Consider the following 15,077-nt stretch of genomic DNA (forward strand, 5'->3'; position numbering starts at 1 on the left):
CTTCACAGGGTTTGCCAATCCACGCTGGCCTCGAAGGCAGCGGCGGCCTGGTAGAGGATGCTCTCGGCGTAGTGCCGCCCCACCAGCATCGCGCCCACCGGCAGGCCGTCCACGGTGCCGCAGGGCAGCGATAGGGCCGGATGACCGGTGATATCCAGGGGCGCGGTGTTGCCGATCATCTCGAAGGCGCGGGCGATGTAGTGGGCCAGGGGAGCGTCGCTGGGCGGCAGCGGCTGGGCGACGATGGGCAGGGTGGGCAGCAGCAGCAGGTCGTAGCGTTCCAGTGCCTGGTCATAGCCGGCCCGGGCCCGGCGGGCCAGGTTCTGCGCCTTGGCATAGAAACGCCCGCGATAGCGCTCGAGGCCGTACTGGCCGACGAACATGCACAGCTTGAGGGTTGGCGACAGGGCATCGGCCCGCTCGCGCCAGGCGCTATGGGCATCCAGCAGGCCGACGTCGTAGAGACCCTTCCAGTTAAAGCCCATGCCATTGCCGTGCATCATCTGGGCGGTGAGCCCCTCGCAGCCGATGGGCTGCCAGAGCGCGCCGGCCAGCAGGTGTTCGGGTATCGAGACTTCCTCGATCCTGGCCCCCAGGCCTTCCAGCCGAACGGCGGCATCGCGCACCTTGGCCGCTACCCGTGGGTTCATGTTGGCCAGCTCGAAGCCCTCGCCGAGCAGCCCGATGCGCAGGCCTTCCACCCCACGTCCCAGTGCCTGGGTATAGGGCGTCACCTGGGGAGCATATTGGCGCGGATCGAGGCCATCGGTCCCAGCGATCACCTCCAGCATCAGGGCGTTGTCGGCCACGTTGGCGGTGATGGGGCCGAGGTGATCCACGGTCGCCTCGATGGGCATCGCCCCGGTGTAGGGCACCAGGCCATGGGTAGGCTTCATGCCATAGGTGCCGCAGAAGGCAGAGGGGATACGGATGGAGCCCCCCTGGTCGCCACCGATGGCCAGGTCCACCATCCCGGCGGCCACCAGGGCGGCGCTGCCGGAGGAAGAGCCGCCGGCACTGTAGCCATGTCGGCGTGGGTTGTGCACCGGCGCGGGGTCCGAGGTGTGGCTGCCGCCGGACAGGCAGAAATGTTCGCAGGTGGCCTTGCCCAGGATGGTGGCGCCGGCTTCCAGCAGGCGGGTCACCACGGTGGCGTCATGGCTCGGTACGAAGCCTTCGAGGGTGGTGGAGCCGTTCATCATCGGCACCCCGGCCAGGGCGATGTTGTCCTTGAGCGCCACGGTGCGCCCGACCAGCTTGCCCTCGGTGGCACCCTGGACTTCGGCCCGGTAGTACCAGGCGTTGAGTGGATTTGCCGCCGCGCTGGGACGATGCCCGGCACCGCGGGCGAAACGCACCGGCGGTATCTCGTCGGGCAGGCCGTCGATCAGGTCGTAGGCGTCGAAACTGGCCTGCATCAGCGCCAGGTAGTCCTGCGCCTGGGCGGCGCTCAACTGCATGTGCAGGCGGCCGGCGAGGGCCTGGAGTTGGGCGGGAGTGGGGCGGGCTATGGCCATGGAAGGATTTCCTTTGTCGAACCACCGAAGCGGCTGGGCGTTGAGGCCAGGGTGGCTGAGATCAGTCACCCTGGCGTGGTGGCTAGCACGGGCCGGCTGTTGCCGTCAGCCTGGCGCTAGAACACATGGGCGTAGCGCAGATTCAGACGGAAGTCCTCGCGAGTCCCGTTCTCCACCTTGAGATCGCGACCCAGCTGCAGCTGGAGCTGGTCCTTCGCCGTGAAGAACTTGGTGGCGGTGAAGCGGGCGTTGGTGGTCTCTTGCCGGTCGTCCTGGTCCACGCCGGCGATGCGGTTCTCACCACCCCAGTTGTGGCCGAGGCCCACGGCGAGCGACGAGGTCGCATCGGGCATGTAACGCACCATGGCCTGGGCGCCGTAGGAGACGTCCTGCTCGCGGCGTACCGAGGCGCTCCCGTAGTCGTCGTTGTCGCCATACCAGATGCTGTCGCCGACCAGGTCGACGGCCCAGTGCTCGTTGAAGTGCTTGATGTAGGCGGCCTGCAGGTCGACCTTCCAGCGGTTCTCGCCGAAGTTGAGGCCATCGTTCCGGTCGTAGCTGCCGACCGGTACATAGAGGTAGGCGGTGGCGCTGAGCGTGTCTCGTGCGTCGTTCAGGCGATACTTGATGGGCGCGGTCAGGATCAGATCGCCGATACCCGTGGTACTGCCCAGCGCCGAGGCGTCACCGTGCCCTTGCAGGTGGCCGAAGGGCAGCAGGAACTGGGGGTCGACGGTGATACGGTCGGTCAGCTGGTAGACGTGCAATAGGCGCAGGATGCTCACGTTCGACGTCAGGTCGAAGTCCGAACTCGTCTTGTGTCCCTTCGCATAGAGGGCATCCGTCGTTGCGTACTGGTAATAGAGGACGCCAATGGTGGCGCCGCTGGGATACTGTTCGTAGTCTCCGGGTGCCACCTCTACCGCAGTGGCGGACAGCGACGTCAGTACGCTGGCGAGAGTCAGGGAAAAACGGACGGCTTTCATGGCGAAGTTCCTTTTTCGGGCAAGGGAGTCCCTCGTCTACAAGAGGCAGACGGGGCTCAAGGCGTCAGGGTTTTCGTTAAGGCGTCGGGCGCTTGGCGTCGCGCAGCATTCCCGTGGCGGGGTGACAGTTGATGTACTCGAATTGCTGGCTATTGCCGTCCGAGACCGACACCTCGTGGTACAGCCGCAGCTTGGAAAGGCCGCCGATCACCCGGAAGAAGGTGGTGAAGATGCGCAGGTGGGTCGGATGGGATTCCGCCCAGCGCTCCAGCTTGTCCAGTGAGCGCCAGTGGCCGATGTCGTAGGCGATGTCCAGCAGGTTGCCGTCCAGGTCGATGTTGCGCACGAACCTGTTGCTGTAGCAGCCGAGCGCCTGACCTTCATCGCGCAGGAAATCCATGCCCGCCTGCAGTGGCGGCAGCAATTCGTTGAAGTAGATATCGCGCTCCTCCTGGCCGGCCTCGACCCAGTCCTGGCCGGAGCGGATCAGCGTCAGGTTGTCGTGGCCGCGGATCACCACCCGCCCTCCCTGCTGGGGATCGCCGGAGATCACCTGCAACTCGGCGTCGGGCTGCATCCAACTGGTCTGGGAGACCGGGAAGCGATCCCGCGCCGAGCCCCAGTAGCCGTGCTCCTGGATATCGCCGCTGATGCCATCCATCAGCGCGCCGACCCCGGGCAGGTCCTCGGTGAAGGCATACAGCGTCTCGAACTGCTCGGCCCGCGGCGCTATCACCTCGCGGAAGTAGCCCAGATCCTCGTGCAGCCGTGCATCGGCGGCCCACCAGTCGGCGACTGCGGGCGAACGCAGCCAGCGACAGTAGGCCGCTGGATCGCGCCAGTAGCCCACTACGATGAAGTTGCCGTAGCCCTGGGCATCTGCGTGATAGGTGAGGTCGTGATTGCCGGGGCCATCGGTGCCCGCGAAGCTGGCGACCAGGGTACGTAGTGCTTCTAGCGCCGCGGCGCGCCGCTCCGGGCGGAACTGCACGCCGAGGTAGGCCATGACGACCTGGGTGAGGTCTTCGTTGGCACGGGCGACGAACATGGGGTAGGGCGGTTCGTACTCATCATGCACGCGACGACTCAAGGTACGGGGGCATTGCAGGTGCTTGGCGATGGCGGATTCCATGGCGAACTCCTCGAAACACGGCTGGACGGGGTGTTACCGGCGAAGGCTCGCTCGGCAACTCAGGCACAGCACCAGGTGCTGCCAGGCCGTTACGATCAGTAGCGCCAGGGCTTCTTCAGCCACCGGTTCACCGGGATGGGCAGCGGCCCATTCGGCGGTGGAAAGAGCGGGAGCGGTGTTGATCATCTCGGTACCTGCGGCGCTGGGCTTCGCTTGGTAGCCAAGGTAAGGCGCAGCCGTCTGGCGGGCTTGTTCCAGCTGGACAGGTGCTTGACTGGGAGGGACAGCGACGCGGATCAGCGGTGGTCTGCACCAGCGCGGAACGGCGGAGAGGGGCCTTGCATGCATTGGGTGCAGCGTCAGCCATGGCTGGACGGACGCAAGAGTCGATTGCTGGTCCGCCTGGCCGCTTGCCGGCTGTGCTGCCGGTGGAGCATGGTGCGCCGAGGCCACAGCGCCGAGCGGTCTAGCCTGGGCGTGGCATGGTTGTTGCCCAATCTCGTCAGCAAAAGATCGGGTTGGTCACAACGAGGATGAGCAGCATGGCTAGCACGAGCTACTCCACTCTGGTCGTTTCTGCGGAACGGCGCTTCGAATACTGGAAGGAAGTGGTCTGCCGGCATTGCATCCCGGCGTCCAGCCGGCCCGACTCCAGCCTGGGCTTCGACGCCCGGCTCCAGGTCACGCCACTGGGTTTGCTGGACATCTGTACCCTGTCCGCACCCTTGCATCATTGGCGCCGGAGCGCCAACCACCTGCGCAGCGGTCCCGATGACGACCTCTGGCTCGGCTTCAGCCAGGCCGGGCATGGGCAATTGGAACAGGGCGGACGGCAGGCGGTATTGGCACCGAATCGCCTGTTTCTCTACGACGCCGATCAGGCCTTCGATTTCAGCCTTGGCGGCGACAACCGCCTGGTGCGCATTCCACGCTACCTGCTCGGTACCCGGTTACCGGGCGTGGAGCGACTCACCGCCACGGTGCTCGACGAAGCGCGCCCGGGCATCGTGCCGCTGCGGGAAATGCTGCGCCAGGCCGCCGATGGCTCGCCGGCACTGGAAGACGAAACCTACGCCCTGCGTTTCTCCCAAACCCTGCTCGACTTGCTGGTGCTGAGCCTTGAACTGCAGGGGTCGGAGCGGGCCGTGGCCGAGCGGGATCTCTATCCTCGCCTGATGAACCATGTCCTGCGCCACCTGAGCGACCCGCAACTCAGCCTGGAGAGCGTCGCCCAGGCGCACCACGTCTCCACCCGTACCGTGACCCGCGCTTTCGCCCGTCACCAGAAAACCCTGATGAGCGTGATTCTCCAGGAGCGGCTCCTGGCCAGCCGCCAGGCCATGGAGCAGGGGCGTTGCCGCAGCGTGTCCCAGGCGGCACTGGATTTCGGCTTTTCCGACTTCTCGCATTTCAGCCGTGCCTTTCGCAAAGCCTTTGGGGTCGCGCCCCACTCGTTGCTACAGCGGCACTGAGGCACGCTCGGGCTCGTCCAGCTGCTGGCCCGGCCGATAGGCCAGGTGATAGCCCAGGCCGACGAACACCGCGCCGCCGACCAGATTGCCGAGGAACACCGCGACGAGATTGGGCAGGATCAGCGCCCAGTCCAGCGTCCCGGCGAAGAGGGCGGCGGGCAGGATGAACATGTTCGCCACTACGTGTTGGAAGCCGATGGCGACGAAGGCCATGATCGGGAACCACATCGCCAGGATCTTCCCGGTCACGTCCTTGCCGGCGAAGGCCAGCCAGACAGCGAGGCACACCAGCCAATTGCAGCCGACCCCGGAGATGAACGCCTGCAGGAAACTGGCGGCCACCTTCGCCTGGGCGATGGCCGTGGTCTTGGCCAGGAAGGCGCCTTCGGTGAGCCCCAGCAGATGGCCGAAGCAATAGGCGACCGCCAGGGCGCCGAGCAGGTTGGCCAGGGTCACCCAGAGGAAGTTGCGCAGCACCGCCAGCAGGCCGATGCGCCGGGCGAACCAGGCCATGGGCAGCACCAGCATGTTGCCGGTGAGCAGTTCGCCGCCCGCCAGGACGGTGAGGATCAGACCCAGCGGAAAGACCATGGCGCCGAGCAGGGCGCTGAGCGACCCCCAGTTGCCGGGCAGCGTACCTATGACGTGGATGTCCAGCAGGAAGCCGAGGGCGATGAAGGCGCCAGCGAGAAATCCCAGTACCAGCAGATTGCCGATGGACAGGCGACTCTTGAGGATGCCGGCCTGGACGGCCAGGAGCGCGATTTCCTTGGGGGTATTGAGCGACATGGTGACTCGGGGAGGGACAGGGACGCGCGGACTGTAAGAAGCCACGAGAGGCGCCACAAGCTACCTCTGCCTATGATGCTCATAGCTAAATAATATGACTAATCACTGCTGCCGCTGGTCGGCGAATTCGCAAAATTCGTGACTCCACCGCTTTGCCAGCCGTAGCTTTGCGGCCACAATCTCGAAACTACTTTAAGTTCGCTCGCGTCACTGGCTCTGGCTGGGGGCGCTGGATTCCTCCGTCCTCCGGTTCGCCGATGGGAAACATTGCATGAAGCTGATCAAATCCACCACCCTGATTCTCTGCATGGGCGTTTCCGCCTGTAGCTCGTTCCAAGGCCAGGATGCCCAGACCCAGGCCGCTGCCAAGCCGGGCGATGTTCACGCCGCCACCGCTGCCAGCGGCGGTCACTGGTGGTGGCCCTTCGGCGGGGCCGACAAGCCGGCCGAGCCGGCCAAGCCGGTCGCCAAGGCGGTCGAAGCCAAGCCTGAACCCAAGGCCGTGGCCAAGGCACCGGCGGCCAAGCCCGAGCCTGCCACTGCCACCGGCGAGAAGGCCAGCCATTGGTGGTGGCCGTTCGGGGGCGAGGATGCCAAGCCGGTCGCCAAGGCCGAAGAGCTCAAGCCGGTGCCGGTCAAGGTCAGCAAGGCCTGGCTGGACGAGCACGAGCAGAAGCTGCGCGTCGCCGTGGCCGGCAGCAACGTCAAGGTCGAGCGCCGCGACGATGCCCTGGTGCTGGTGACGCCGGTGGATGGCTCCTTCAACCCGGATCGCGCCGAGATGCTGCTGCCGGTGATGCTCGGCCCGCTGTCCCGCTCGGCCAAGTCGGTCAGCGTCGACGAAGACAGCGCGGTCATCGTGCTCGGCTTCAGCGACAGCACCGGTGCCGCGGCGCTCAACGACAAGATCAGCCTGCAGCGTGCCCAGGCCGTGGCGGCGATCTTCCGCCTCAGCGGCTACAGCGGCAATCGCCTGATCGTGCGGGGCCTGGCCGCTGCCCATCCGCGCGCCGACAACGCCACCGCCGCTGGCCGCGCCGCCAATCGCCGCGTCGAGGTGCTGATCCAGCCGCGCGCCACGGTGCTGGCCAGCCTGCAGTCGCTAGCATCGCGTTAAGAACGCAAAGCTTGTCCTGGAGCAGGCGAGCGGGGCGGGACTTGGTTAAGCTAGGTCGCTGACGATCCACGTTGGAGACCACCATGTCACCGTCCCTCGCCGATATGCGTCGCGACTACACCCGCGACGGCCTGACCGAGCAGCAGGCACCCGCCGATCCCTACGCCCTCTTCGGCCAGTGGTTCGAAGAGGCGGTACGCACCGAGCAGCCTCCCGTCGAGGCCAATGCCTGCTGGCTCGCCACCGTCGACGACGAAGGCCAGCCCCATTGCCGGGTGTTGCTGCTCAAGGGCGTCGATGCCCAGGGGTTCGTCTTCTACACCAACTACGACAGCGCCAAGGGCCAGCAGCTGGCCAGCCAGCCGCGTGCCGCCATGACCTTCTTCTGGCCGGCGCTGGAGCGCCAGGTGCGCATCGAGGGGCTGGTGGAGCGGGTATCCGCCGAAGAATCCGACGCCTACTACCGGGTACGACCCCTGGGCAGCCGCCTGGGCGCCTGGGCTTCGCCGCAGAGCGAGGCCATCGCCGATCGCCATGCGTTGGAGCAGCGCCTGGCCGAGGTGCAGCAGCGCTTCGCCGACGGCGAGCCCAGCCGGCCACCGTTCTGGGGCGGTTATCGCCTCAAGCCCCAGCGCATCGAATTCTGGCAGGGCCGCTCCAGCCGCCTGCACGACCGCCTCGACTACCGGCGCGGCGAGACAGGATGGCAGCGGCAGCGCCTGGCTCCTTAAGGCTTTCGCAAGGTGCCCTCGCTACAGTCGCCGGAAACCTCCCCGGGTGCCCTGGGTCAAGGATAGTAGCGATCCGCGGTCCAGACTCGTCGGGCGCGGCTTCCGGTCTTTCAACTGCCTTTGGAGTAGCTTCATGAACAGAATCCTGCAACTCGCCGCCTCCCTGACCGCCGTTGCCTTGCTGGCCGGCTGTGCATCCGACCAATCTGGCGACGTCTATTCGCGCGATGAAGCCCGCCAAGTCCAGACCGTGCGCACCGGCACCATCACCGCGCTGCGCCCGGTCACCATCGAGGGTACCAAGTCGCCGGTCGGCGCCGGTGCCGGAGCCGTGGTGGGTGGCATCGGCGGCAGCGCCATCGGTGGCGGCCGCGGCAGCTTCGTCACCGCCATCATCGGTGCCGTGGCCGGTGGCCTGCTGGGTGCGGCGACCGAAGAGGGCTTCACTAAGGCCAACGGCGTCGAGATCACCGTGAAGGAAGACGATGGTGGCACCCGTGCCTATGTGCAGGCGGTGAACAAGGGCGAGATGTTCCGCGTCGGCGAGCGGGTACGCATCCTGACCGTCAACGGCACCAGCCGGGTCGCCCCCAACTGATCGTAGGCTCGGCTGCCGCCAGCCGAGCTGCGTGCTTTCAGACGAAGTCCGGGCGATGGCCGCTCGGTCCGAGCCCTTTGCCCTTCCAGAGCGGGCGTCCGAATCGCTAGACTGCGAATCGGATGCCCGTTTGCGTTTTCGCCCGTAAATAGTTGTCGCCTGGGCGCAATGCCGCACCCGAGGCTCGTCCTACAATCCTTTTCAGCGACCGCCGTGATCGGCAGGAGAAACCCCGATGTCCGCTTCTCAACCCAATGTGCAACGCGCCGCCTTCGATGAGGTGATGGTTCCGACCTACGCCCCTGCCGCGTTCATTCCGGTGCGAGGAGAGGGCTCTCGCGTCTGGGACCAGGCTGGGCGTGAATACGTCGACTTTGCCGGTGGCATCGCCGTCAGCGCCCTGGGGCACGGTCACGCTGCGCTCGTCCAGGCGCTGACCGAGCAGGCCAACAAGCTCTGGCACGTGTCCAACATCTACACCAACGAGCCCGCTCTACGCCTGGCGCGCAAGCTGGTGGACCATACCTTCGCCGACCGTGTCTTCTTCGCCAACTCCGGCGCCGAAGCCAACGAGGCGGCCTGCAAGCTGGCCCGGCGCTACGGCCACGACGTCAGCGGCGGCAGCCGCTACGAGATCGTCGCCGCCACCAACAGCTTCCACGGGCGGACCCTGTTCACCGTCAGCGTCGGCGGCCAGCCCAAGTATTCCGATGGCTTCGGTCCCAAGATCGAAGGCATCCGCCATGTGCCCTACAACGACCTGGCTGCCCTCGAGGCCGTGGTCTCGGACAAGACCTGCGCGGTCATCCTCGAACCCATCCAGGGCGAGGGTGGCGTGCTGCCGGCCGACCAGGCCTACCTCGAAGGCGCTCGGCGCCTGTGCGACGCCCATGGTGCCCTGCTGATCTTCGACGAGGTGCAAAGCGGGGTAGGCCGCAGCGGCCACCTCTATGCCTACCAGCACTACGGCGTGGTACCGGACATCCTCACCAGCGCCAAGAGCCTAGGCGGTGGTTTCCCGCTGGCGGCCATGCTGACCACCGAGAAGGTCGCCCAGCACTTCAGCGCCGGCGTGCACGGCAGCACCTACGGCGGCAACCCGCTGGGTTGCGCCGTGGGCGCCGCGCTGCTCGACATCGTTGCCACGCCGGATACCCTGGCCGGCGTCGCCGTCCGCCACGAGCGCTTCCTCGCTGGCCTCGAGCGCCTCAACGCCCGCTATGGCCTGTTCCAGCAGGTACGGGGCCTGGGTCTGCTGCTCGGCGCCGTGCTCAACGACGCCTGGAAGGGGCGCGCCAAGGACATCGTCACTGCCGCCAACGAAGAGGGCCTGATGATCCTCCAGGCCGGTCCGGACGTGCTGCGTATAGCGCCGAGCCTGATCATCCCCGAGGCGGACATCGACGAAGGCCTGGCACGGCTGGATCGCGCCCTGGCGCGCCTCACCCAGGGCTAATCTCCGGACGCGGGACGCGTACCGCTGGCATCCAGGGATGGATCCGTACACAAGGAGTTCTCATGCTGGTAATGCGCCCTGCGCGGGCCGCGGATCTGCCCCTGGTCCAGCGGCTCGCCGCGGATAGCCCGGTCGGTGTCACCTCGCTGCCCGACAACCCCGAGCGGCTGCGCGACAAGATCCGCACCTCCGAGGCGTCGCTGGCGGCCGAGGTGGGCTTCCACGGCGAGGAGAGCTATTTCTTCGTGCTCGAAGACAGCGCCAGTGGCGAGCTGCTGGGCTGCTCGGCCATCGTCGCCTCGGCCGGCTTCTCCGAGCCCTTCTACAGCTTCCGCAACGAGACCTTCATCCACGCCTCGCGCGAATTGAAGATCCACAACAAGGTCCATGTGCTGTCGCTCTGCCACGATCTCACCGGCAACAGCGTCCTGAGCAGTTTCTACGTCCAGCGACCGCTGCTGGACACGCCCCACGCCGAACTCAACTCCCGTGCCCGGCTGCTGTTCATGGCGGCCCATCCGGAGCGCTTCGCCGAGTCCGTGGTGGTGGAGATCGTCGGCCTGTCGGACGAGGCCGGCGAATCGCCGTTCTGGAACGGGGTAGGGCGCAACTTCTTCGACCTCGACTACGCTTCCGCCGAGCGCCTGTCCGGCCAGAAGAGCCGTACCTTCCTCGCCGAACTGATGCCGACCTATCCGCTCTATGTGCCCCTGCTGCCGGACAGTGCCCAGGAGGCCATGGGCCAGGTGCACCCGCGGGCGCAGATCACCTTCGACATCCTCAGTCGCGAAGGCTTCGAGACCGACAACTACATCGACATCTTCGATGGCGGCCCGACGCTGCACGCCCGCACCACGGCCATCCGCTCCATCGTCGAGAGCCGCCTGGCACCGGTGCAGGAGGGCCCGGCCTCGCGCGACGACGCGCCCTGGTTCCTCGTCGCCAACGATGGCCTGGAAAACTTCCGGGCCCTGGCCGCCCCGCTGCACTGGGTGCCAGGCGCAGCCGTCACCCTTTCCGCCGAGCAGATCGCCGCCCTGGAGATCGCCGAAGGCGACCGGGTTCGTCTGGTAGCGCTGTAGCCGACCCTTGCGTCTTTGGAGGTCCGATGATCGTCCGTCCCGTCACCCGTGCCGATGTCCCCGCGCTGCTGCAACTGGCGCAAGCGGCCGGCGCCGGTCTCACCACCCTGCCGGCCAGCGAGGAACGCCTGCTGCAGCGCGTCGAGAACGCGGAACGCAGCTTCCTGCAGCAGGCCCAGCCCGCCGACGCGGACTATCTCTTCGCCCTGGAAGAAGACGGTGAAGTCATCGGCATCGCCGGTATCGCCGCTGCCCTCGGCTTGCGCGAGCCCTGGTACAACTACCGCGTCGGCCTGACGGTGAGCGCCTCGCGCGAGCTGGACATCCACCGGCAGATCCCCACGCTGTTCCTCGCCAACGACATGACCGGCAGTTCCGAGCTGTGCTCGCTGTTCCTGCGGGCCGATCGCCGGGGCGGCGCGGCCGGGCGGCTGCTGTCCAAGTCACGCTTCCTCTTCATCGCCGAATTCCGTGAGCTGTTCGCCGAGCGGATCATCGCCGAATTGCGCGGCATGTCCGACGGCAATGGCCAGTCGCCGTTCTGGGAGGGGCTGGGCCGGCACTTCTTCAAGATGGAGTTCTCCCAAGCGGATTACCTCACCGGCATCGGCAACCGAGGCTTCATCGCCGAGCTGATGCCGCGCTTCCCACTCTACACCTGCTTCCTCACCCCCGAGGCCCGCCAGGTGATCGGCCGGGTCCACCCGGACACCGAGGCCGCCCGCCGGCTGCTGGAGGCCGAGGGCTTCAACTACCAGGGCTACGTCGACATCTTCGACGCCGGTCCCACCCTGGAAGCCGAAACCGCCAAGGTCCGGGCGATCCGCGACAGCCAGCGCCTGGTACTGGCCGTGGGCACGCCGGGTGACGACGCGGAGGTCTACCTGATCCACAACCGCAAGTGCCAGGACTGCCGCATCACCAGCGCCCGGGCGCGATTGGCCGCCGGCACCCTGGTGGTGGACCTGGCCACCGCGCGGGCGCTGCGGCTGATGGCGGGTGCCCAGGTACGCGCCGTGCGGCTGATGCCCTGAGGAGACGTCATGGATAGCCTGTACATTGCTGGCCAGTGGCGCCCCGGCCAGGGCGAGACCTTCACCTCGCTCGATCCTTATGCCGGCTCGGTGCTCTGGCAGGGTGCCGCGGCGAGTGCCGCGGATGTCGATCAGGCCATCGCGGCCGCGCGCCAAGCCTTTCCCGCCTGGGAAGGCCGCGGGCGGGCCGCGCACCTGGACATCCTGCAGGCCTTCGCCCAGGTGCTGCAGCAACGCCGTGCGGACCTGACGCGTGCCTTGGGCGAGGAAACCGGCAAGCCGCTCTGGGAGGCCGATACCGAGATCGGCAGCATGATCGCCAAGGTGGCCATCTCCGCCCAGGCCGAGGAGGCCCGCGGCGGCGAGCGCTCCGCCGCCCTGGTCGATGCCCGCAGCGTGACCCGTCATCGGCCGCACGGGGTTCTGGCAGTATTGGGTCCCTACAATTTTCCGGGCCATCTGCCCAACGGCCACATCGTGCCGGCGCTGCTGGCCGGTAACACGGTGGTGTTCAAGCCCAGCGAACTGACGCCGCGCTTCGCCGCCCTGACCCTGGAGTGCTGGATCGCCGCCGGTCTGCCGGCCGGGGTGCTCAACCTGGTCCAGGGCGGTCGCGCCACCGGGGAGGCCCTGGCCGGCCATGCCGGCCTGGACGGCATCCTCTTCACTGGCTCCAGCACCACCGGCGCCGCCCTGCATCGGCTCAACGCGGACCGTCCCCAGCGGCTGCTGGCCCTGGAGATGGGCGGCAACAATCCGCTGGTGGTGGCGCCCGTGGCCGACCTGGACGCGGCCGTAGTGACCATCGTCCAGTCGGCCTTCCTGTCCGCCGGGCAGCGCTGCACCTGCGCCCGCCGCCTGATCGTGCCCGCGGGTGCCTGGGGCGATGCCCTGCTGGAACGCCTGGTGACCGTGAGCAGCCAGCTCACCGCCGGTCGCTTCGACGCCGACCCCGCGCCCTTCATGGGTACGGTGATCTCCCTGACCGCGGCCGAGGCCCTGCTGCGCACCCAGGCCCAGCGCCTGGCCCAGGGCGCGCGCGCCTTGCTGGAGATGCGTCAGCCGGAACCAGGTCGCGCGCTGCTCACGCCGGGGATACTCGAGGTATCCGGGGGCGCCGAGCTGCCCGACGAAGAGGTCTTCGGCCCGCTGTTGCAAGTCCAGCGCTATGGCGATTTCGCCCAAGCCCTGACGCTGGCCAACGCCACCCGCTTCGGCCTCGCCGCCGGCCTGCTGGCCGACGATCCCGCCACCTACGAAGCCTTCTGGCAGGGCGTGCGCGCCGGCATCGTCAATTGGAACCGTCCCCTTACCGGCGCGGCCAGCGCGGCGCCCTTCGGTGGGGTCGGCGCCTCCGGCAACCATCGTCCCAGTGCCTACTACGCCGCGGATTACTGCGCCTTCCCGGTCGCCTCGCTGGAAAGCGACGCCTTGCGCCTGCCCACCCAACTGCCACCAGGACTACAGCTATGAGTCACGTCGCCCCCGTTGCTCGGGAGGTCAACTTCGACGGCCTGGTCGGCCCGACCCACAACTATGCCGGCCTGTCCTACGGCAACGTGGCCTCCCAGGCCAGCAAGCAACTGCGTTCCAATCCGCGCGAAGCGGCGCGCCAGGGCCTGGCCAAGATGCAGGCGCTGATGGAACTGGGCTTCGAACAGGGCGTACTGGCACCCCATGAACGGCCCGACATCGCCTCGTTGCGCCGCCTGGGCTTTGCCGGCAGCGATGCCCAGGTGCTGGAAAGCGCCGCGCGCGAGGCCCTGCCACTGTTGCTGTCCGCCAGCTCCGCCTCGGCCATGTGGACGGCCAATGCCGCTACCGTCAGTCCCAGCGCCGACACCCGCGATGGCCGCGTCCACTTCACCCCGGCCAACCTGGCCTGCAAGTTCCATCGCAGCCTCGAACCCAGCACCACGGCGCGCATCCTCCAGGCGATGTTTCGCGATCCCGCGCATTTCCAGCACCATGCGCCGCTGCCCTCGGTGGCCCAGTTCGGCGACGAGGGTGCGGCCAACCATACCCGCTTCAGCCGTGACCATGGTGCTCCGGGGGTGGAGTTCTTCGTCTTCGGCCGCAGCGCCTTCGATCCGCGCTATCCGGAACCCCATCGCTACCCGGCGCGGCAGACCCTGGAAGCTTCCCAGGCCATCGCACGGCTGCATGGGCTGAGCGAGGAGGGCGTGGTCTTCGCGCAGCAGAATCCGGCGGTGGTGGACCAGGGGGTCTTCCACAACGACGTCATCTCGGTGGGCAACGCCCAGGTATTGTTCCATCACGAGGACGCCTTCCTCGACAGTCCGCGCATCCTCGACGAGCTGAGCGAGAAGCTGGCACGGCGTGGCGGCCAGTTGCAGCGGCTCTGCGTACGCCGCAGCGAGATCAGCGTCGGCGATGCGGTGCGCTCCTACCTGTTCAACAGTCAGTTGCTGGATAGGCCTGGCCAGGGCGCACTGCTGGTAGTGCCGGACGAGTGTCGGCAGAACGCCGCGGTCTGGGACTATCTGCAGGCCCAGGTGGACGGCCGGGGGCCGCTGGGCGAGGTCAAGGTCTTCGATCTCAAGCAGAGCATGCAGAATGGCGGTGGTCCCGCCTGTCTGCGCCTGCGGGTGGCACTCAAGGCCGAAGAACTGGCGGCGGTGAATCCCGGAGTACGCTTCACCCCGGCGCTGCATGCCCAGTTGCTGGACTGGGTGGATCGGCACTACCGTGATCGCCTGGACCCGGCCGACCTCGCCGATCCGCTGCTGCTGGGCGAGGTCCGCACCGCCCTGGACGAGCTGACCCAGCTGCTCGGCCTCGGCTCGGTCTATCCCTTTCAATTGCCCTGATGTCCGGAGTCTCCATGAGCGACCGTCTCGATCTCATCCTCGAAGCCAATGGCGACCAGCAGCAGGAGTTGCAGGTCCAGCGCCTGGCCATCCGCCTGGCCGGCCGCGACCTCTGGCTGGAGGCCGACGGTGCCGGCGGCCTCAATATCTTCGCCGACTCCCAGGACGACGAAGACCAGACCCCGGTACTGGTACTGCGGCCCCAGGCCCTGAATGCCCTGGGCCTGTCCATCGCCTTCGAGACCTTCGCCGACGACGGCGATGAGAATCATGTCCATGACGCCGATTGCGGTTGCGGCCACGATCATTGAGTATCTAGGCACAGATCGCTC

Annotated in this window: 15 protein-coding genes; 10 read left to right on the plus strand and 5 right to left on the minus strand. The window is 67.3% G+C overall.

Features of this window, described 5'->3' with window-relative positions; genetic code table 11:
* Positions 1–2: 2 nt before the first annotated feature.
* The 4 genes from RND78_RS12925 to RND78_RS12940 all read right to left on the minus strand — a co-directional run bounded on the left by RND78_RS12925 (position 3) and on the right by RND78_RS12940 (position 3,821).
* Complete coding sequence (locus RND78_RS12925; protein WP_312729266.1) at positions 3–1,517, minus strand: amidase; 1,515 nt, start codon at positions 1,515–1,517, stop codon at positions 3–5.
* 116 nt (positions 1,518–1,633) lie between these two features.
* Positions 1,634–2,503, minus strand: coding sequence for a transporter (locus tag RND78_RS12930; protein WP_312729268.1), 870 nt, complete (start codon positions 2,501–2,503; stop codon positions 1,634–1,636).
* A 76-nt stretch (positions 2,504–2,579) separates the two neighbouring features.
* Positions 2,580–3,635 carry a phenylacetaldoxime dehydratase family protein gene (locus tag RND78_RS12935; RefSeq protein WP_312729269.1) on the minus strand — a complete coding sequence of 352 codons (1,056 nt, stop codon included), beginning with the start codon at positions 3,633–3,635 and terminating at the stop codon, positions 2,580–2,582.
* Between the two features lie 33 nt (positions 3,636–3,668).
* Complete coding sequence (locus RND78_RS12940) at positions 3,669–3,821, minus strand: hypothetical protein (protein ID WP_312729270.1); 153 nt, start codon at positions 3,819–3,821, stop codon at positions 3,669–3,671.
* Between the two features lie 356 nt (positions 3,822–4,177).
* Between RND78_RS12940 and RND78_RS12945 the strand changes: the two genes are divergently transcribed.
* Positions 4,178–5,107 (plus strand): helix-turn-helix domain-containing protein, encoded by a 930-nt coding sequence (locus RND78_RS12945; protein ID WP_312729271.1) that lies wholly within the window; start codon positions 4,178–4,180, stop codon positions 5,105–5,107.
* Here the strand turns inward: RND78_RS12945 and RND78_RS12950 are convergent.
* Positions 5,093–5,896, minus strand: a complete 804-nt coding sequence (locus RND78_RS12950) for a formate/nitrite transporter family protein (protein ID WP_312729272.1) — start codon at positions 5,894–5,896, stop codon at positions 5,093–5,095. The two genes, RND78_RS12945 and RND78_RS12950, sit on opposite strands and share 15 nt — an antisense overlap.
* Before the next feature lie 271 nt (positions 5,897–6,167).
* On the opposite strand from RND78_RS12950, the gene RND78_RS12955 reads away from it, so the two are divergent.
* The 9 genes from RND78_RS12955 to RND78_RS12995 all read left to right on the plus strand — a co-directional run bounded on the left by RND78_RS12955 (position 6,168) and on the right by RND78_RS12995 (position 15,056).
* The gene (locus RND78_RS12955) at positions 6,168–7,013 is read left to right on the plus strand and encodes an OmpA family protein (RefSeq protein WP_312729274.1); all 846 of its coding nucleotides are present in this window, start codon (positions 6,168–6,170) and stop codon (positions 7,011–7,013) included.
* Between the two features lie 83 nt (positions 7,014–7,096).
* A complete protein-coding gene (gene pdxH / locus RND78_RS12960) occupies positions 7,097–7,744 on the plus strand; it encodes a pyridoxamine 5'-phosphate oxidase (RefSeq protein ID WP_312729276.1) in 648 nt (215 codons plus the stop codon).
* A 133-nt stretch (positions 7,745–7,877) separates the two neighbouring features.
* Positions 7,878–8,342: a hypothetical protein gene (locus RND78_RS12965; RefSeq protein WP_312729277.1), complete on the plus strand. Its 465-nt coding sequence runs from the start codon at positions 7,878–7,880 to the stop codon at positions 8,340–8,342.
* A gap of 235 nt (positions 8,343–8,577) precedes the next feature.
* Positions 8,578–9,798 (plus strand): aspartate aminotransferase family protein, encoded by a 1,221-nt coding sequence (locus RND78_RS12970; protein WP_312729278.1) that lies wholly within the window; start codon positions 8,578–8,580, stop codon positions 9,796–9,798.
* 62 nt (positions 9,799–9,860) lie between these two features.
* Entirely contained in the window at positions 9,861–10,880 is a 1,020-nt protein-coding gene (gene aruF, locus RND78_RS12975; RefSeq protein WP_312729279.1) for an arginine/ornithine succinyltransferase subunit alpha, read from the plus strand.
* A gap of 26 nt (positions 10,881–10,906) precedes the next feature.
* Positions 10,907–11,914: an arginine N-succinyltransferase gene (gene astA, locus RND78_RS12980; protein WP_312729280.1), complete on the plus strand. Its 1,008-nt coding sequence runs from the start codon at positions 10,907–10,909 to the stop codon at positions 11,912–11,914.
* Positions 11,915–11,923: 9 nt separating this feature from the next.
* Positions 11,924–13,387, plus strand: a complete 1,464-nt coding sequence (astD, locus tag RND78_RS12985; RefSeq protein WP_312729281.1) for a succinylglutamate-semialdehyde dehydrogenase — start codon at positions 11,924–11,926, stop codon at positions 13,385–13,387.
* Positions 13,384–14,745 (plus strand): N-succinylarginine dihydrolase, encoded by a 1,362-nt coding sequence (astB, locus tag RND78_RS12990; RefSeq protein ID WP_312729282.1) that lies wholly within the window; start codon positions 13,384–13,386, stop codon positions 14,743–14,745. Before astD ends, astB begins: the two co-directional genes overlap by 4 nt.
* Positions 14,746–14,759: 14 nt before the next feature.
* Positions 14,760–15,056 (plus strand): GTPase, encoded by a 297-nt coding sequence (locus RND78_RS12995; protein WP_312729283.1) that lies wholly within the window; start codon positions 14,760–14,762, stop codon positions 15,054–15,056.
* Positions 15,057–15,077: the final 21 nt, after the last annotated feature.

This window comes from Pseudomonas oryzihabitans, assembly GCF_032027545.1.
In the GTDB taxonomy this organism is placed as follows: domain Bacteria; phylum Pseudomonadota; class Gammaproteobacteria; order Pseudomonadales; family Pseudomonadaceae; genus Chryseomonas; species Chryseomonas oryzihabitans_F.